Origin of the sequence: Paenibacillus sp. FSL K6-2524 (genome assembly GCF_038005525.1) — a bacterium.
GTDB classification, from domain to species: Bacteria; Bacillota; Bacilli; order Paenibacillales; family Paenibacillaceae; genus Fontibacillus; species Fontibacillus anaericanus.
In genome coordinates, this window is the sequence record NZ_JBBOSP010000001.1 from 1,162,256 (window position 1) to 1,177,885 (window position 15,630).

Here is a 15,630-nt window from a genome sequence, read left to right on the forward strand (position 1 = left end):
TTTGTTAAATGAGGAGGATTTTTCATGTGCAATAGATTTCAAATCGTAGGTAGCCTGTTACGTCCGTCGAATTTATTAGAATATAAACAGCAAATTGAACATCGTGATGATATCAGTTATCCATTTTACCAAAGTTTTCAAGGGTATGAGCAGTGTGAATCTGATGCGATTCAGGCTGTAGTCGATAATGAAATTAATAATGGTTTGTCCATTCTTACTGATGGAGAATATTCCAAATCTATGTGGCATCTGGACTTTGTCTGGGGCTTCCAAGGGATTGACCGCTATATAGCGGATCATGGATATTTTTTCAGAGATACCGATGGAACTTCAAAATATGAGACTCGAAAAGATATTGGTTTGCGCATTACAGGTGAATTAGGTGGAAGGAACCATCACTTTATTCATGTATATAAAAAACTTCAGGCCCTTGCTGGCGACCGTGAAACAAAGCTGTGCGTACCTTCTCCATCACATATTTTTGGTGAGTTATCTTGGTCAGATAACATTGGTGGCAAAGATGCAGTTTATAAGGATAGACATGAGCTTGCAAACGGTCTTATTAAGGCATATAAAGAATTTGTGGAGGAATTTGCTGCTGCTGGAGGGAAAATCCTTCAATTCGACGATTGCTTATGGGAGCTATTTGCAGATGATAACCCGAACTCTCCATATACTGGACAGAATATCAATCAAGAGGAAGTACAGGCTCTAGCTACAGAATTTATTGACATTAACAATACAATAATTGATTTTGGTCATAGCCTAGGTTTGAAAATGTGGACTCATAACTGTCGTGGTAACTACGATTCCCGTAATATGGGTGGTGGCTCATATGCCAAAATTGCTAATCTATTCTTGAAGCAGCTTAAATACGATCGTTTTTTCCTTGAATGGGATGATGAACGTGCAGGCTCACTTGAGGCGCTTGCGGTTTTCAAAGATAAGCCTGAAACGGAAATTGTACTTGGATTGTTGTCTTCAAAAATCAATACGCTTGATGATGAGGCACGTGTAATTAGAATGCTTGATGAAGCATCGAAAATTATAGATAAAGATAGATTATTACTTTCTCATCAATGCGGTTTTGCGTCCTGTGATGGCGGCAATGAATTAACGGAAGATGAACAGTGGGCGAAAATTAAACAAGGACAACGTATTGCCCAGCAATATTGGGGTAAGTAGTATTTAACTAATCTTCAATATCTCTTATTGTTGAAAAACACTCAACACATGTGGAATCTTGATAAATTGAACGAAACTCGCTTATTGCGGGTTTCGTTTTTTTCTTTGCCAAAAACAACAACTTTAGTTGCTTGAAAGTAAAAAGATAGGAGTGGTATGTTTCCTTTATTATTCAATTCTGGATGAGTAGCAATGACAATATAAATTGATTCATTGGAGGTGACTACAACAGAGAATATACTTCTATTTGATCTAAAAGGGCATGATTTTCAAGATGCAATGAAACTATGAAACTATGAAACTACGAAACAAAAACAGGAGAGTGTAATATGATTAGTTCAAGATCAGCTTTAAGGCAAAGAAATCCGATCCGAAGATTTATCGTGTTAATGACAGTAATGGCCGTATTTTACGTATGCTAGACGTGAGTCTTGGAGGTTCATTAGACATCGAGTAGTAGCTAGAAACATCAAAGCCAGGATCTCCAAAAGTTATGAGAATTTTGTGAGAGGAAAGCTTAAGCTTTTCTCTTTTTCATTAGGGAGATGGAGTGGAGGTACTTGAGCAAAATAAGTTTGCCACTAAGTCGACCGATTTTCAGGTAATGAATTGATACTGAGTACTGGATTATTTCACAAAAAAATACATTTTGTCATATGACAAAATTGATGACAACGCTCACTATGACGAGGTGATATTTTTACGTATAGTAGTTTAAGAAAAAGCCGAATATGGCGCTATTTATGTGAAATGATCCTGAGTAGGAAGACGTAGTAATGTAGATGAGGAACCGCTTGACAATAATTCCCTTAGTATTGGAAGGAAGTGTGCGTGGTGAGAAAGAGAATTATCTCGATTACAAGTTTGCTAGTTGTGCTAGTTTGTATTGCATTCATCGTATTTCTTAATAATCAAAGTTTAGCTTCTGCCAATATAATTTCGTCACCTAGTTATGCAACAGAGGATACAACAATCGTTTACGAGGGTATTAATGCTGGAATGATTTATGAGGATGGAAACCTCGGGTATCTTGATGTAGGCTATCAAGGATCATATGGTGCTCCCTTAGAGGTTCAAGTATTACTAAAGTTTAATTTGCCAACAATCCCTGTAGGGTACGAAGTTGAAACTGCAAATCTGTATATCCCTGTAACAGGTGGTACTTTTCAAGGAACAACTGATTTCTCACTGAAAGTTTCTACGAGCACAAATCATAACTGGACTCAAGATGCTGTGATGTCACCACCAGCTCGAAGTCCAGGGTCTACACAATCAAGAACATTAGCCAATAATGTCCCAATACTTAAACCCACGCTAGCTCCCTTTGATTTTACTAGCTATATATCAGGAGAATTCACGAAAGCTACTCCTAGAGCAACCTTTATTCTTTCAGGAATGACAGCTCAAGAAGCCGCTGAAAAAGGTATAGCATATGTTGATCATTTTATACAAATGACCGAATCAAATGTGCATCCCGGCAATCTGGGTCCGTATTTGATTATTACATACTCCGAAATTGTCGACATTCAGATAACAGGAGTTCAAGATGGCGGTCTATACAACACGAATGTAACGCCACAATTTAACAATGGCACAGCAACTTTGAATGGAAATCCATTTACAAGTGGAACACAGGTTACTGCTGAAGGTTCATACACGCTAACGGTTACAGCCGGTAGCCAATCAAAAACGATTCAATTCCGAATAGATAAAACCCCTCCGACAGGGACGGTAATTGTAAATCAAGGCAATCAATATACGAATAGTGTAGGTGTATCTGTTTCAATAACGCCTGATGTGGGTGTAAATGATATTACGCATATCCGATATTCGGTTAATGGAACTCCATTTACACAGATGCCTTATGTACCAAGCTTTATGCTAGGTATAGGAACTGTTAACGGAGAAAAAGTATTGAACTTTAAGCTTGTTGATGGAGCAGGGAATGAATCACCGGAATATCAAAGAACCATAACGTTGGATACGGTACCGCCAACAGGCTCTGTAGTTATTAATAATGGAAACGCGTATACAACGAGTCCTGAAGTAACGCTTAATCTATCGTTAGATAGTGGAGTGACAGATGTAGTAGGGGTACAATTTTCAAATAACAATAGTTCTTGGTCGGGTGTAGAAGCCTTTCGTTCAACGACAAGCTATACGTTACCAGATGGAGAAGGAAATAAAACGGTTTATGTACGTTTAATTGATCGAGCAGGCAATATTACCGTCATTCAAGACAGTATTATATTGGATACAACAGCGCCAACAGGTACGGTCGTTGTGAATGGTGGCAATTCCTATACGAATCTTTCGGATGTACTCGTTGAAGTGACACCAGCAACAGGTGTAACCGATATTACTACTATCCAATATACAATCAATGGATCAGCGCCAACGACGATTCCTTACAGAAATAGCTTTGAGCTTAATGTGGGAAGTATCGATGGGGAAAAAGCAATTACTATTAAGCTTATAGACGGAGCAGGAAATGTATCTCCTGAATACAAGTCAACCATTACACTAGATACTGTAGTCCCAACGGGTACTGTCGTTATTAATAACGGAGATACTTATACAGCAGAGCGTGAAGTAAATCTTGCGCTCACACCCGTGGTAAGCGTGACGGATGTCGTGTATGTAAAGTTCTCCAGTGACAATCTTTCATGGTCAGTTGATGAATCATATATTGCAAGCAAGACATATACATTTACATTGCCAGCAGGAGATGGTTACAAGACTGTTTATGTGCAATTTATTAATCATGCAGGTACGGTTGGGTCAGCTCAAGATAGTATTATTCTGGATATGACAGCTCCGATCATCAGCGGTGTAACAGATGGAGAAAGCTATAATTCCTCACGAACCATTACCTTTAATGAAGGTACCGCAACATTGAATGGCATTTCTTTTGCAAGCGGCTCGTCTGTGGACGCAGAAGGCTCCTATGAACTTGTTGTTACAGATGCCGCAGGTAACTCGACTACAATTACATTCAGCATCTTTAAATATAGAGTAAGCTATGACGGAAATGGAGCTACTGGAGGGATCGTACCCATAGATAGTCAAACCTATGAGACTGGTGATCGTGTAACAGTAGCTAATAATACTGGAAATCTAGTGAGAACTGGGTATACATTTAAGAGTTGGAATACCGAAGCAGATGGAAATGGGACAAGCTATGCAGCGAATGAGATATTCAATATAAGCGCAGCTAATGTCACGCTATATGCAATGTGGGATGTTAATCATTATACAGTGACATTTGAATCAAATGGAGGAAGTGTCGTAGCGACTCAGAATAAATCATACAACGAAGCAATAACCGAGCCGAGTGCACCAACGAAACCAGGTTATACATTTGGTGGTTGGTATAAAGAGATGACATTAACAAATCAATGGATCTTCACGAAGGATCTAGTCACAGCGAATACGACGTTGTATGCGAAGTGGGTTGGAAATAGTTCCTCTGGAAGTAATGGAGGAGGAGGTTATATTCCAACACCACCACAAAATTCAACGTTATATTTTGAAACCAATGGCGGGAACGTTATAGTCAATCAACCTGTAGCGAATGATTCAAGGCTAGCAGAGCTACCTACCCCCACCAAAGCAGGATTTACATTTGGAGGCTGGTATCAAGATGCTGCACTGACCCAAAAGTGGGATCTTCTAACGGACCGTGTGACAAAAAATATAAAATTGTATGCAAAATGGATTGCAAACACTTCCCCAGCACCGGGGCCTGAGCCAACTCCAGGTGGACCGAAACCAGAGCTTCCGGTTGTGAGTTTTGATGATATTTCGGGACATTGGGCAAAAGCAATGATTGAGGAATTAGCTAGTCAAGGTATTATTACGGGGTATCCAGACGGTTCTTTTCATCCGAATGAATCAATTCAGCGCCAACATATGGCCCTGATATTCATGCGTGCTTTCGAGTTCGAACCAACACACGAGGCAGTATCCTTTTCTGATGTATCGTCAAGCCATCCGTACTATGAAGCCATTGCGTCACTTCAACAAGCAGGAATTATAGATGGATTAAATGGTAGATTTAATCCAAATGAACCTGTGACACGCGCACAGATGGCAAAAATTGTGGTGCTTGCCCTAAAGGTAGAACCAAGTGGAACAAGTACTTTCCAAGACGTGCCTTTGGCGCATTGGAGCTATGCTTACATCGCTGCATTAGAAGAACTGGGGATTGTACAAGGTGATAACGGTAAATTTAATCCAAATGAACCCGTGACACGTGCAGAGTTTGTCGCAATGCTGTACCGAGCATTGAATCTGACATAGTAAAGAGGAGTAACACAAAAGCCCTTCTAGCGAAGGGCTTTTATATCGTTTATACTTATAAGGCCAATTTACTTCCTAGGAGTTGTCTAACGAATTATGATAAAGAAAGAAGTCGCGCATATACGCAAGCAATTTAAGTTGGATCACGATCTGCTGAATATTTACGATATTCTCAACGTGTATATTATGAAGGAAAGTAACGAGATCTATCATTGGGAGCGACAGCCGTTTGGACTAGTGGACAGAGAAAAACAGGAGCTGTACATGGCCAATTTTAAAAAGCTACTGACCGGTGAATTAGATCAGAAGTTGTTCGAATTGAAGTTTCAGGAGGAAGCGGAGGAACCCACGCAGGTACTGCTTCACCAAGCTTTGGTGACAGGTGATTCTGATGAATGGCAGGACCTGATGTTGCTGTTGGTGGAGAAAATGTTGGCGGATACCAAGTATGAACGGGATACGGTGGTCACATTCGTTCGCGGACAATATTTCCGGCCCACCAAGGCCAGAAACGATGAAGCCGAAGAGAGCGAGAAGAATGAAGTGTTCGCCAATCCATTCATTCTATGCAGCGTGAATTCCACGGAGAAGCCACGGAATTCTCTCTTGTTTGATTATGTGGAGAGAGAATTTAAGTACAATATCATTGTAGATCCGATTATCAAGTTAAGCGCGCCGGAACAAGGCTTCTTTTACCCGAGCGTGACGGACAACTATTCCGATGTGAACCGCATTCTGTATTGTACGGCAAAATCGAATTTTCCTGATCCGCACTTTATCGGACAGGTCTTGAATGCCGAAAGGTCCGTAACGGCACTGGAAGAGAGAGCCATCTTCGAAGAGATCGTGAAGGAAGTAGTGGGCGAACAACTCGACGTAGCTACCCTCGCACAGGTGTACGAGGAAATCCACCAGTTAATCGAAACCAACGAAGATGAGGATGAACCTCCGAAGCTCGATTATAAAGATGTAGAGCGCGTGCTGACGGTAAGTGGCGTAGAGAACTTGACGACTGAAAAAGTGGAACGGGCATTCCAAACAATCGTCGATGATAAGAACTATGAAATGAAGGCGAACAGCGTTATGCCGAAATTTACTTCAAAATCGATTAAGATCGATACAAAGGTAGCCACAATTTCGGTAAGCCCGCAGGATTTAAAGTATGTGAAACAGGTGAATTATCAAGGGAGACGATGCATCCTGATTGAGGTCGACGAAGATGCAGTGATCGAAGGATTTACGCTCAGTACTGAGACGATTTAGACTCGTTTGATAGCGTTGGTTGTTGAGATATATTGTTGGAAACGTTATGGGCTATCCTTAGAGTCTTTGATAAAGACTTGGGATAGCCCATGTTGTATTCGTATCACAACAGGTGAATTCACCGTTGGCAAACGCTCGCTCTACTGGGGCTTGCGGAGGTTTTCGCGATGCGGTATAGATAAAGTAACTAAAATATAGAACATAGGGGGAATTACATGTCCTGGAGCAAATTGAAGCAACAACTGGAGAGTTTTCTCTGTCCTGCGTTATATGGAAGGGTAGAATACATCGCTTCTAGCTATCGTTATTTACCTGATAAACCAGGGATTTGTTATATTGCGGTAGATAAAAAAAATATGCTCAATATGAGTGATAGAACGACCTCAATCAGATGGTATCAGACGGAGCTGGAAATTAAGAATGATTCAGATATCCAAATTCCTATCAACATTGAAGAAATTGAAGCGATCAGAAAAGATACCAAGGGAGTAGTTCCGGAGGATCGCCTAAAAGTAATTGCAAGAAGTAGAAAAATATCTGAATATGCAAAAGAGCTTCTGTCAGCACAGTCATCATTAAGTAAATCAAATTTTATCGTTGTGGCTACTAAGTTTTTATCTACTTCTATAGAGGAAAGCTTAGAGAGCAATGATATCTTATTGAATATTCTTGCATTGGTGGACAGACGAGTTGGAAAAAAACGAATTCTAAATATGTCCGAGAAGATGAAGTTAAAGCATCCAATTGTGCAGTACTTCTATGAACTACGGCTTAGTACGTTATGAGCTAAATAGCTATGTATTACGCATAATACAACAACCGCTTGGACCATTTTTAGTCCAAGCGGTTGTTTATTAGCTACCATACTTTATTTGTTTGCTTTTACGAATTCAGCAGATTTTATACCCGCTTGACGGCCGAAGATAATGATTTCGGCAACAGAGTTGCCGCCGATCCGGTTTTGTCCGTGGAGGCCGCCTGCAACTTCACCCGCTGCAAAAAGGCCTGTAATCGGCTCACCGTCTTTATTTAAAACTTCTGTATTCGTGTTGATGTTTACGCCACCCATGGTGTAGTGGATTCCTGGGGCGATTTTGATAGCATAGTACGTTGCAGTGGACAAGTCGTTGTCCATCCCTGTTGTTCTGCCGAACTCGGCATCGTCTTTTTTGTTCACGCTGCTGTTCCATGTATCCAGTGTCGCCTTCAGATTATCCGCCGGAACCTCCAATTTTTCAGCTAAAGCCTCGATGGTATCTGCCGAAATGACAAAGCCCATTTTCTCATATTGTTCAATCGCTTTTACACGACTTTTCACACCGGAATCAAAGACTAGCGTAGCTGATTTTTCAGGAAGTGCATTAATTGCTGCAGTAACATTATCACGTGTATCCAACTCGTTGGTGAAACGCTCGCCTTCATTGTTAATCAGGATAGCGCCTTCCCCGCGAACGGATTCACCGATCAGATAGGATTGTTCTTGTTGTACGGTTGGGTGAACTTGGATTTGATCCATATCAACCGTTGTACCTCCAAGTGCTTCAATCATCTTGATACCGTCACCAGTACTGCCTTCTTGGTTTGTTGTTACATAGCCCTCTAAATCAGGTCTAGACTCGGTAATCAGATCCATATTGGAGCCAAAACCGCCAGTGGTTACGACAACCGCATCAGCTGTAATATTTTTTTCGTCTGTCTCGTTGAATACAACTTTGACGCCGTTTACTTTTCCATCATTTTGTGTAATTTCTGTTACTTTCGCATTTACAAAAAGAGGAATTCCTTGTTCTTGTACATTTTTCAGCAATCCGTCTACAAGGTATTGACCTACCGCCGAGCCGTCCTCAGGACGATGTGTGCGCTTTTCGCTCATGCCTCCGGTGATGGTGAGATTGTTCAATCTAATGCCGATGGAATCCAGCCAATCAATTGCATCAGCGGAATTATCAACGAAGTAACGGAGTAATTCTGTGTTGTTTGTGCCCTTACCGCCTGCTAATGTTTCTTCATAAAATGAATCATTACTGTCTTCTATGCCCTGCTCTTTTTGGAATTTCGTTTCAGAAGCATTCATCCCTGATGATGCTTTTAATGTATTTCCACCCGCCACCGGCATCTTTTCGAAAATAACCGGGTTCATGCCGTTTGCCTTTGCTTCAAGCGCAGTGGTCATCCCAGCACCACCTGCACCGACAATAATGACATCATATTGTTCTTTCAGTTGATCGATGGGAGTATAACTTGCTTGGGAAGCTCCCGATGTAGAATCAGTTTCTGTTTGCTCATTGACCGTGTTCTTTACATTGCTGTTACCGCTGTCGTTGCTGCTGCCCTCGTTGCTGTTCCCAGTGCCGCATCCTGCGATCACAAGCGTCGCTGAAAGAACGAGAGCTAAGACTGATGATAGTTTCTTCTTCATGGTAACCCTCCACTATAATTCGTTAGTTTTAGGATGGACGAAAAAAGAGGAAGTAACATAGGAGATAGGGAGGTTTAGGAGTGTGAGAGCCACGAGTTCTCCGAACTTCCATTCTTCTTTGGTTACGTCCCCGGTTACTCGCTATCCTTTTTGACATGAAAAAGTATAGCATTAATCATATCATATGTGAATCTTTTCACAATTATTTTTGAAATTTCGCCATATTTATTTCAGTTCTATTAGGACTCAAACCAATCTATATCTGAAAAATAGATGAACCAGAACTCTATGAACACATAGTCAGTAGTAAAGCCAGCACATAGCAGCTGTTCCAACAAGGACACTACAATGCATGCAAACATCGTAAAAACGGTCATTGACAGGCTATATGAACGATGCTATATTAAAGCCTATAATTTCTATCAAATAACTATGGATTAAAATACGCCATGTTTCATCATAGACAGGCATAAGTTTGGGGGGAACAGCGAAATGTCAGGAGAAGAAAGCTTCATCCAAATGAAACAGGTAACGAAAAGCTTCTATAAAGATACAATTGCTATTGAAGTATTGAAGGATGTAAACCTTGAGGTGGACAAGGGCGATATATTTGGCATTATTGGCTACAGCGGTGCTGGCAAATCTACCTTGATTCGATGTATTAATGGGATTGAGAGCCTGACGAGCGGCGAAGTGATCATCGATAAGCAGATTGTTAGCAATCTAACGGGCAAAGAACTGCGAGGCTTCCGTAGGCAGGTGGGCATGATTTTTCAACAATTCAATCTGATGCCTTCCCGCACTGTTTACGGCAACATTGCGTTGGCACTTCGAAACAGTGGATTAAGCAAACAGCATAAAGAGGAACGTATTATGGATTTACTTGAATTGGTGGACATTCGGGACAAGCGCGATGCCTATCCGTCGCAGTTGAGTGGCGGGCAGAAGCAGCGCGTAGCGATTGCTCGTGCTCTGGCCAATCATCCCAAGGTATTGTTGTGTGATGAAGCGACCAGTGCGCTTGATCCGCAAACAACCAAGTCCATCTTGCAGTTTTTAAAAGACTTGAACCGAAAATTGGGAATTACGATCGTTATGATTACCCATGAGATGGGGGTCGTAAAGGAAATCTGTAACAAAGTGGCGATTATTGACCAAGGTGTGATTCTGGAGCAGGGCGATGTTTTCTCTGTCTTCTCCAATCCAAGAGAGCCGTTAACCAAGACCTTTTTGGAAACTACGTCTAATCTGAGCAAAGTGGATGAGTTGATTCGTGTGAACTCTCCATTGGTACAACTGGAGGAAGGCCAGGTCATCCTGAAATTAACCTATACCAAAACAACAGTCTCGGAAGCACTGATTTCAGAGGTTTCCAGAAGATTCTATGTGGATTTTAATATTATTGCCAGTGATATAGAGATTGTAAATGATATGCTGCTCGGTGGGCTTGTCGCGGTCCTGAGCGGCGAACAAGCCAGCATTAATCAAACCTTGATCTATTTACATCAAAAAAATGTTGCCGTGGAGGTGATCAGGGATGCTCGATCAAGTGATCAACAAATTGCTGCCGAATGTGTCTAAATTGTCCGATGTTTTTTATGAATCTGTTCTTCAGACTTTGCAAATGTTTGCTATCGCAGGTTGCATTTCGTTTGTACTTGGTTTGTTTTTTGGTATTGTTCTGCTGGTTTGCAAACCCAATGGCATTCTGGCAAATAAATGGGTCTACTACTTACTGGATAAGGTCATTAATGTACTGCGTTCCATTCCATTTATCATTATGATTGCCTTGCTTATTCCGTTAACCCGACTGCTGGTAGGAACGGCAATTGGCACGACAGGTGCGATTTTCCCACTGGTGGTTGGCATCACCCCTTTCTTCTCCCGTCAAATCGAATCTGCACTGAGCGGGATCGATCCTGGATTAGTAGAATCAGGAAAAGCGATGGGCATGAGTGCGAATGAATTAATCATTCATGTTTATTTGAAAGAGAGTATTCCAGCTATTGTGCGGGCCACAACCATTACCAGTGTGAACTTGATTGGGTTGTCCGCAATCGTCGGGGTAGTTGGCGGCGGTGGTATTGGGAACTTTGCGATTATGTATGGTTATCAGCGAAATCAGCTTGATGCGACCTATATTTCGGTCATTGCCTTGTTGATTATTGTAAGCATCATTGAATTGGTGGGGAAAAGTGTTCTACGAAAGACTACATACTATTAAACAAACTTGAGGGGGAAACGAGAATATGAAATTCAGACTATGGGTAAGCGTATTGTTAGTATTTGCTGTAATCTTGACAGGATGTGGTGGCAAGAAGGACGGTGAAGCTTCGATTGTAAAAATCGGGGTTGTAGGGGAACCGCAAAAAGTCATTTGGGACGCTGTGAAGGAAAATCTGGCGGCAGAAGGCGTAGAAGTTGAACTTTCGTTTGTCTCATTTACGGATGGAATTATTGCCAATCAGGCATTAGCGGATAAAGAACTGGATTTCTCATTGTTCCAACATTATGCTTTTCTCGAACAAGAAGTAGCGGACAAGGGATATGACTTTGCCGTAATTGGTGAAGCGTTGGTAGCGCCGCTTAGCGTATATTCCAAAAAAATTACTGATGTGAATCAGATCAAAGACGGGGACAAGATTGCTATTCCAAATAATGCGACAAATGCGGGCCGAGCGCTGAAAGTGCTGGAGCGTGCCGGGTTGATTGAGGTGGATGCCAGCAAGGGCTATATGCCAACCGTACAGGACATTACAGCGAATAAATTCAATCTGGAAATTATTGAAACAGATCCTGCGCTGATACCTTCCTTGTTGCCTGACCTTGCTGCTGGTATTACCAATAGCGGGATGGCGATTGATAATGGACTGAGCCCAATCACAGATGCGATCTATTCGATTCCAGTCGATGCCAATGACGAGAATATCAAACCGTATATCAACATTTTTGTAGCAAGATCGGAAGACAAAGACAATGAAACCTACCTAAAAATCGTGAATGCTTACCGGCAAGACAATGTTGCAAAGGCGATGCTGGATGAATATAAGGGCGGCTTAATTCCTGCATGGGACTATCAAAAGTAATGCAACCAATCAAGTATCTGCAGGCATACAGCAACAGATAGGAGGAACAGCATATGAGCGAGTGGTGTATTGCAGAGGAAATTAAGAAGCATACCGATATGTTGATTCAGTGGCGTCGCTATCTACATCAGCATCCGGAATTATCTTTCAAGGAGTTTGATACTGCGCAGTATATTGTGGCACAAATTGAAGACATGAACCTGCCTGTGGTGATTACACGGCCAACACCGACAAGTGTTGTTGTCCATCTAGATGGCGCAAGAGAAGGGCCGACTATCTTGCTGCGGGCTGATATTGATGCACTTCCGATTCAAGAGGACAATGATCTGGCCTTCAAATCAGTCAAGGATGGCATCATGCATGCCTGCGGACATGACGCGCATACTGCGATTTTGCTAGGCGTTCTGAAGATTCTGGGCGAACATGCCAAGCAGATCAAAGGTACAATCCTCTTCGTGTTTCAAGCCGCAGAGGAGGTAGGCGGTGGCGCAAGGGAACTGATCCGTACAGGTATTTTGCAGAATGTCGATCAGGTCTATGCCATTCATGTCTCGCCTTCCATTCCAATAGGCCAATATGGTATAGGTTATGGCGCGTTGATGGCGGCTGGTGAAGCTTTTGACGTGGAAATCTTGGGTAGCGGCGGACACGCGGCCAAGCCGGAGGAAGCAAATGATCCGATTAACGTGGCCATTCAGGCGATTACTGCAGCGAAACAGCTGTTGGAACGCAAAACCGATCCGCTACAACCCAAACTAATGTCTGTCACCTATTTCAACGCTGGAAGAAACAATAATGTGATCTCCCAGCAGGCGAAATTTGGTGGGACATTACGAACGTTGGATGTGAATTTGTTGCAGGAGGTCAAGGCGCACCTGGTTCAAACATTAAAGCATGTGACTGCCCTTTATGGAGCAGATTTTCACATCCGGTTTGAGACTGATGACTTACCGCCAGAGGAACCACCATCCCAGGCGTTGTTCAATGATTATCAAACGACTCGTCTTGCGGCGAGCGCCATCGAGAATCACCTTGGCAAAGACCGCATCACGACTGTCCAGCCATCGTTGACAGGTGAGGATTTTGCCTTTATCTCGGCGCTTGTGCCTGCGACAATGGTGTTTGTGGGGACAAGAAATGAAGCATTGGACGCCGTTTATCCGCTTCATCACCCTAAATTTCGAATTGATGAAGCCGTATTGGAGAATGGTGTTGCCTATTTCCTTAGTCTTGTAACAGAATTGGCTGTGTTGGAACAGCCCGTAACTACCCAATAAACTAACAGAAAAGAGATGTTCATTATGGCAGAAATCGAAAGCTTTCAACTGGATCACAATATCGTCAAGGCTCCTTATGTTCGAGTAGCGGGATTGGAACATGACGAGAAGGGCAGCACGGTGCAAAAGTATGATTTGCGTTTCCTGCAACCGAATAAGGATGCGTTGCCGACGGCAGCGGTACATACCTTGGAGCATTTACTGGCCACCTATTTGCGGGATGAAATTACGGGTGTTATTGATATTTCCCCAATGGGCTGTAGAACTGGTTTTTATATGATTTTGTGGAACGAGCATGAACCGGAAGAAATTGCTTCTGCACTTGAAAAAACGTTAAAGCGTATCTTGGAGACAACGGAAGTACCTGCGGTCACGGCCTTGCAGTGCGGTAATTATAAAGATCATTCACTGTTTTCGGCACAGGAATATGCCAGAATTGTGCTAGAAGCAGGTATTAGCCGCGACGCCTTCGAGCGTATTGTGTAGCTTCGATGATTACCATAGATTTATCCAATCAGCTAGCTGTCGTGACTGGAGGTCGTTCAGGAATCGGCAAAGGCGTAGTAGAACAACTGCTGATAGCAGGGGCTAACGTGATTTCTGCAGATATCACCATTGAGCAGGAATACCAGCTTGTTCATACACATTTGATCGAAACGCGACTCGACTTGTCCCAGTCGGCTGATGTGGAAAGATGGCTGTCGGTTGTGTTTGACAAGGCGGGTGTTCCTGACATCGTGGTGAACTGCGCTGGAACCTCTACGATGGATTATGTGATCGACAGCAAGCTGTCTGATTGGGAAAAAGTGTTCTCCATCAATACAACTGGATTGTATTTGACCTCCAAACATTTTGCCAAGGCCATGGTCGATGCTCAAAAACCGGGACGCATCATTCAGATTGCTTCCCAGGCTGGCAAGAATGGCTATCGGGCGATGGGAGCGTATTGTGCTTCCAAGCATGCGGTTCTTGGACTTACAAAAGTGATGGCTGTTGAACTCGCCAAGGATGGTATTCTGGTTAATGCGGTTTGCCCGGGAATCGTTGAGACGCCGATGAAGCATCGGGAACGTATTGAAGGCGGCGCCATCCGCGGTATGACAGCCGAGGAGATTTATGAAGAAGACTGTTCACAAGTTCCACTTGGCCGTACGGCTGAAGTGGAGGATGTCGCGGGTGTTGTAGTGTTTCTAGCGAGCAAGCTGGCTGCTTACATGACAGGCCAAGCGATCAATGTGACGGGCGGAATGACAATGCATTAGACGGTATCGCAAGATTTCAATAAGAATAGCAACTTACGCAAGGAGTTATGAATTTATATGAAGATTGCCGTTATTGCCGCAATGGCGCAAGAGATAGGTCCGCTGCGTGCCAAGGCGGATCTGCTGAATAAAGTGCAAATTGGCAAAGTCGTGATCGAAGAGGCTGTATTGGATGGGCAGGAGTTGCTACTCGTCGAAGGCGGCATTGGCAAGGTAAACGCCGCAGTTGCCACAACTATCTTGATTGAAAGATATCGTCCTGAGTTGATTATTAACATCGGATCAGCGGGAGCTTTTGATCACAATCTGAAAGTTGGCGACGTGGTTGTTGCAACTGAGTTTAAATATGGTGACGTGGACGCGACCTGCTTTGGCTATGCGAAGGGACAGGTTCCTCAAATGCCGGCAGCTTATCCCATGGCAGCCAAGTGGTTGGAAATCGTGATTCAAACGATCGCCAGCCACGAGTTTTCCTATGCTATAGATCGCGGATTGGTGCTGACGCTGGATTCTTTTATGAGCAGCCATCAGCGAGTCGAGCAGGTTCAGCATGATTTTCCGGATGTGAAGGTGTCTGACATGGAAGGGCTGGCGATTGTACAGGCAGCTGACCAATACGGCATTCCGGTTATAGGCATCAAGGCGGTTTCCGATATTGCAGGGGAAGAGGAAGGTTCAACTAACAGTTTTACGGATAACTTGCATTATGCGGCGGATACTTCTTCTCATTTCGCAGCGCTTTTCTTACGTCAGTTGACCTCATTAGCACTTACTTAACTACGAACAGTGCTTGAGCGTGTAGACAAAGTGAATGTAGCTGTATAAAATTCCATAAA

General features: G+C 42.9%; 12 protein-coding genes. 11 read left to right on the top strand and 1 reads right to left on the bottom strand.

Going from position 1 to position 15,630, the window contains the following annotated elements; all coding sequences use genetic code 11:
- Positions 1-24: 24 nt before the first annotated feature.
- From NST85_RS05140 to NST85_RS05155, 4 genes are all read left to right on the top strand, one after another.
- Positions 25-1,185, top strand: a complete 1,161-nt coding sequence (locus NST85_RS05140; protein WP_341188727.1) for a cobalamin-independent methionine synthase II family protein — start codon at positions 25-27, stop codon at positions 1,183-1,185.
- A gap of 834 nt (positions 1,186-2,019) precedes the next feature.
- On the top strand, positions 2,020-5,487 hold the full coding sequence (locus NST85_RS05145) for an InlB B-repeat-containing protein (RefSeq protein ID WP_341188728.1): 3,468 nt from the start codon (positions 2,020-2,022) through the stop codon (positions 5,485-5,487).
- Between the two features lie 96 nt (positions 5,488-5,583).
- Positions 5,584-6,750 (top strand): DUF4317 domain-containing protein, encoded by a 1,167-nt coding sequence (locus tag NST85_RS05150; protein ID WP_127192963.1) that lies wholly within the window; start codon positions 5,584-5,586, stop codon positions 6,748-6,750.
- Positions 6,751-6,965: 215 nt separating this feature from the next.
- Positions 6,966-7,535 carry an SF0329 family protein gene (locus NST85_RS05155; protein WP_341188729.1) on the top strand — a complete coding sequence of 190 codons (570 nt, stop codon included), beginning with the start codon at positions 6,966-6,968 and terminating at the stop codon, positions 7,533-7,535.
- Between the two features lie 83 nt (positions 7,536-7,618).
- Here the strand turns inward: NST85_RS05155 and NST85_RS05160 are convergent, their stop codons facing one another.
- Positions 7,619-9,169 (bottom strand): flavocytochrome c, encoded by a 1,551-nt coding sequence (locus NST85_RS05160; RefSeq protein WP_341188730.1) that lies wholly within the window; start codon positions 9,167-9,169, stop codon positions 7,619-7,621.
- Positions 9,170-9,661: 492 nt separating this feature from the next.
- On the opposite strand from NST85_RS05160, the gene NST85_RS05165 reads away from it, so the two are divergent.
- From NST85_RS05165 to NST85_RS05195, 7 genes are read left to right on the top strand one after another with little or no spacing between them, the layout of a single operon-like run.
- Positions 9,662-10,750 (top strand): methionine ABC transporter ATP-binding protein, encoded by a 1,089-nt coding sequence (locus NST85_RS05165; protein WP_127192961.1) that lies wholly within the window; start codon positions 9,662-9,664, stop codon positions 10,748-10,750.
- Positions 10,707-11,393, top strand: a complete 687-nt coding sequence (locus tag NST85_RS05170) for a methionine ABC transporter permease (protein ID WP_307401382.1) — start codon at positions 10,707-10,709, stop codon at positions 11,391-11,393. Before NST85_RS05165 ends, NST85_RS05170 begins: the two co-directional genes overlap by 44 nt.
- Positions 11,394-11,418: 25 nt before the next feature.
- Positions 11,419-12,255: a MetQ/NlpA family ABC transporter substrate-binding protein gene (locus tag NST85_RS05175; RefSeq protein WP_127192959.1), complete on the top strand. Its 837-nt coding sequence runs from the start codon at positions 11,419-11,421 to the stop codon at positions 12,253-12,255.
- Positions 12,256-12,308: 53 nt separating this feature from the next.
- Entirely contained in the window at positions 12,309-13,532 is a 1,224-nt protein-coding gene (locus NST85_RS05180; protein ID WP_341188731.1) for a M20 metallopeptidase family protein, read from the top strand.
- Between the two features lie 24 nt (positions 13,533-13,556).
- A complete protein-coding gene (locus NST85_RS05185; protein ID WP_307401388.1) occupies positions 13,557-14,018 on the top strand; it encodes an S-ribosylhomocysteine lyase in 462 nt (153 codons plus the stop codon).
- A 5-nt stretch (positions 14,019-14,023) separates the two neighbouring features.
- A complete protein-coding gene (locus NST85_RS05190) occupies positions 14,024-14,794 on the top strand; it encodes an SDR family NAD(P)-dependent oxidoreductase (protein ID WP_341188732.1) in 771 nt (256 codons plus the stop codon).
- A 57-nt stretch (positions 14,795-14,851) separates the two neighbouring features.
- Positions 14,852-15,571, top strand: a complete 720-nt coding sequence (locus NST85_RS05195) for a 5'-methylthioadenosine/adenosylhomocysteine nucleosidase (protein ID WP_341188733.1) — start codon at positions 14,852-14,854, stop codon at positions 15,569-15,571.
- The last annotated feature ends 59 nt before the right edge of the window (positions 15,572-15,630 follow it).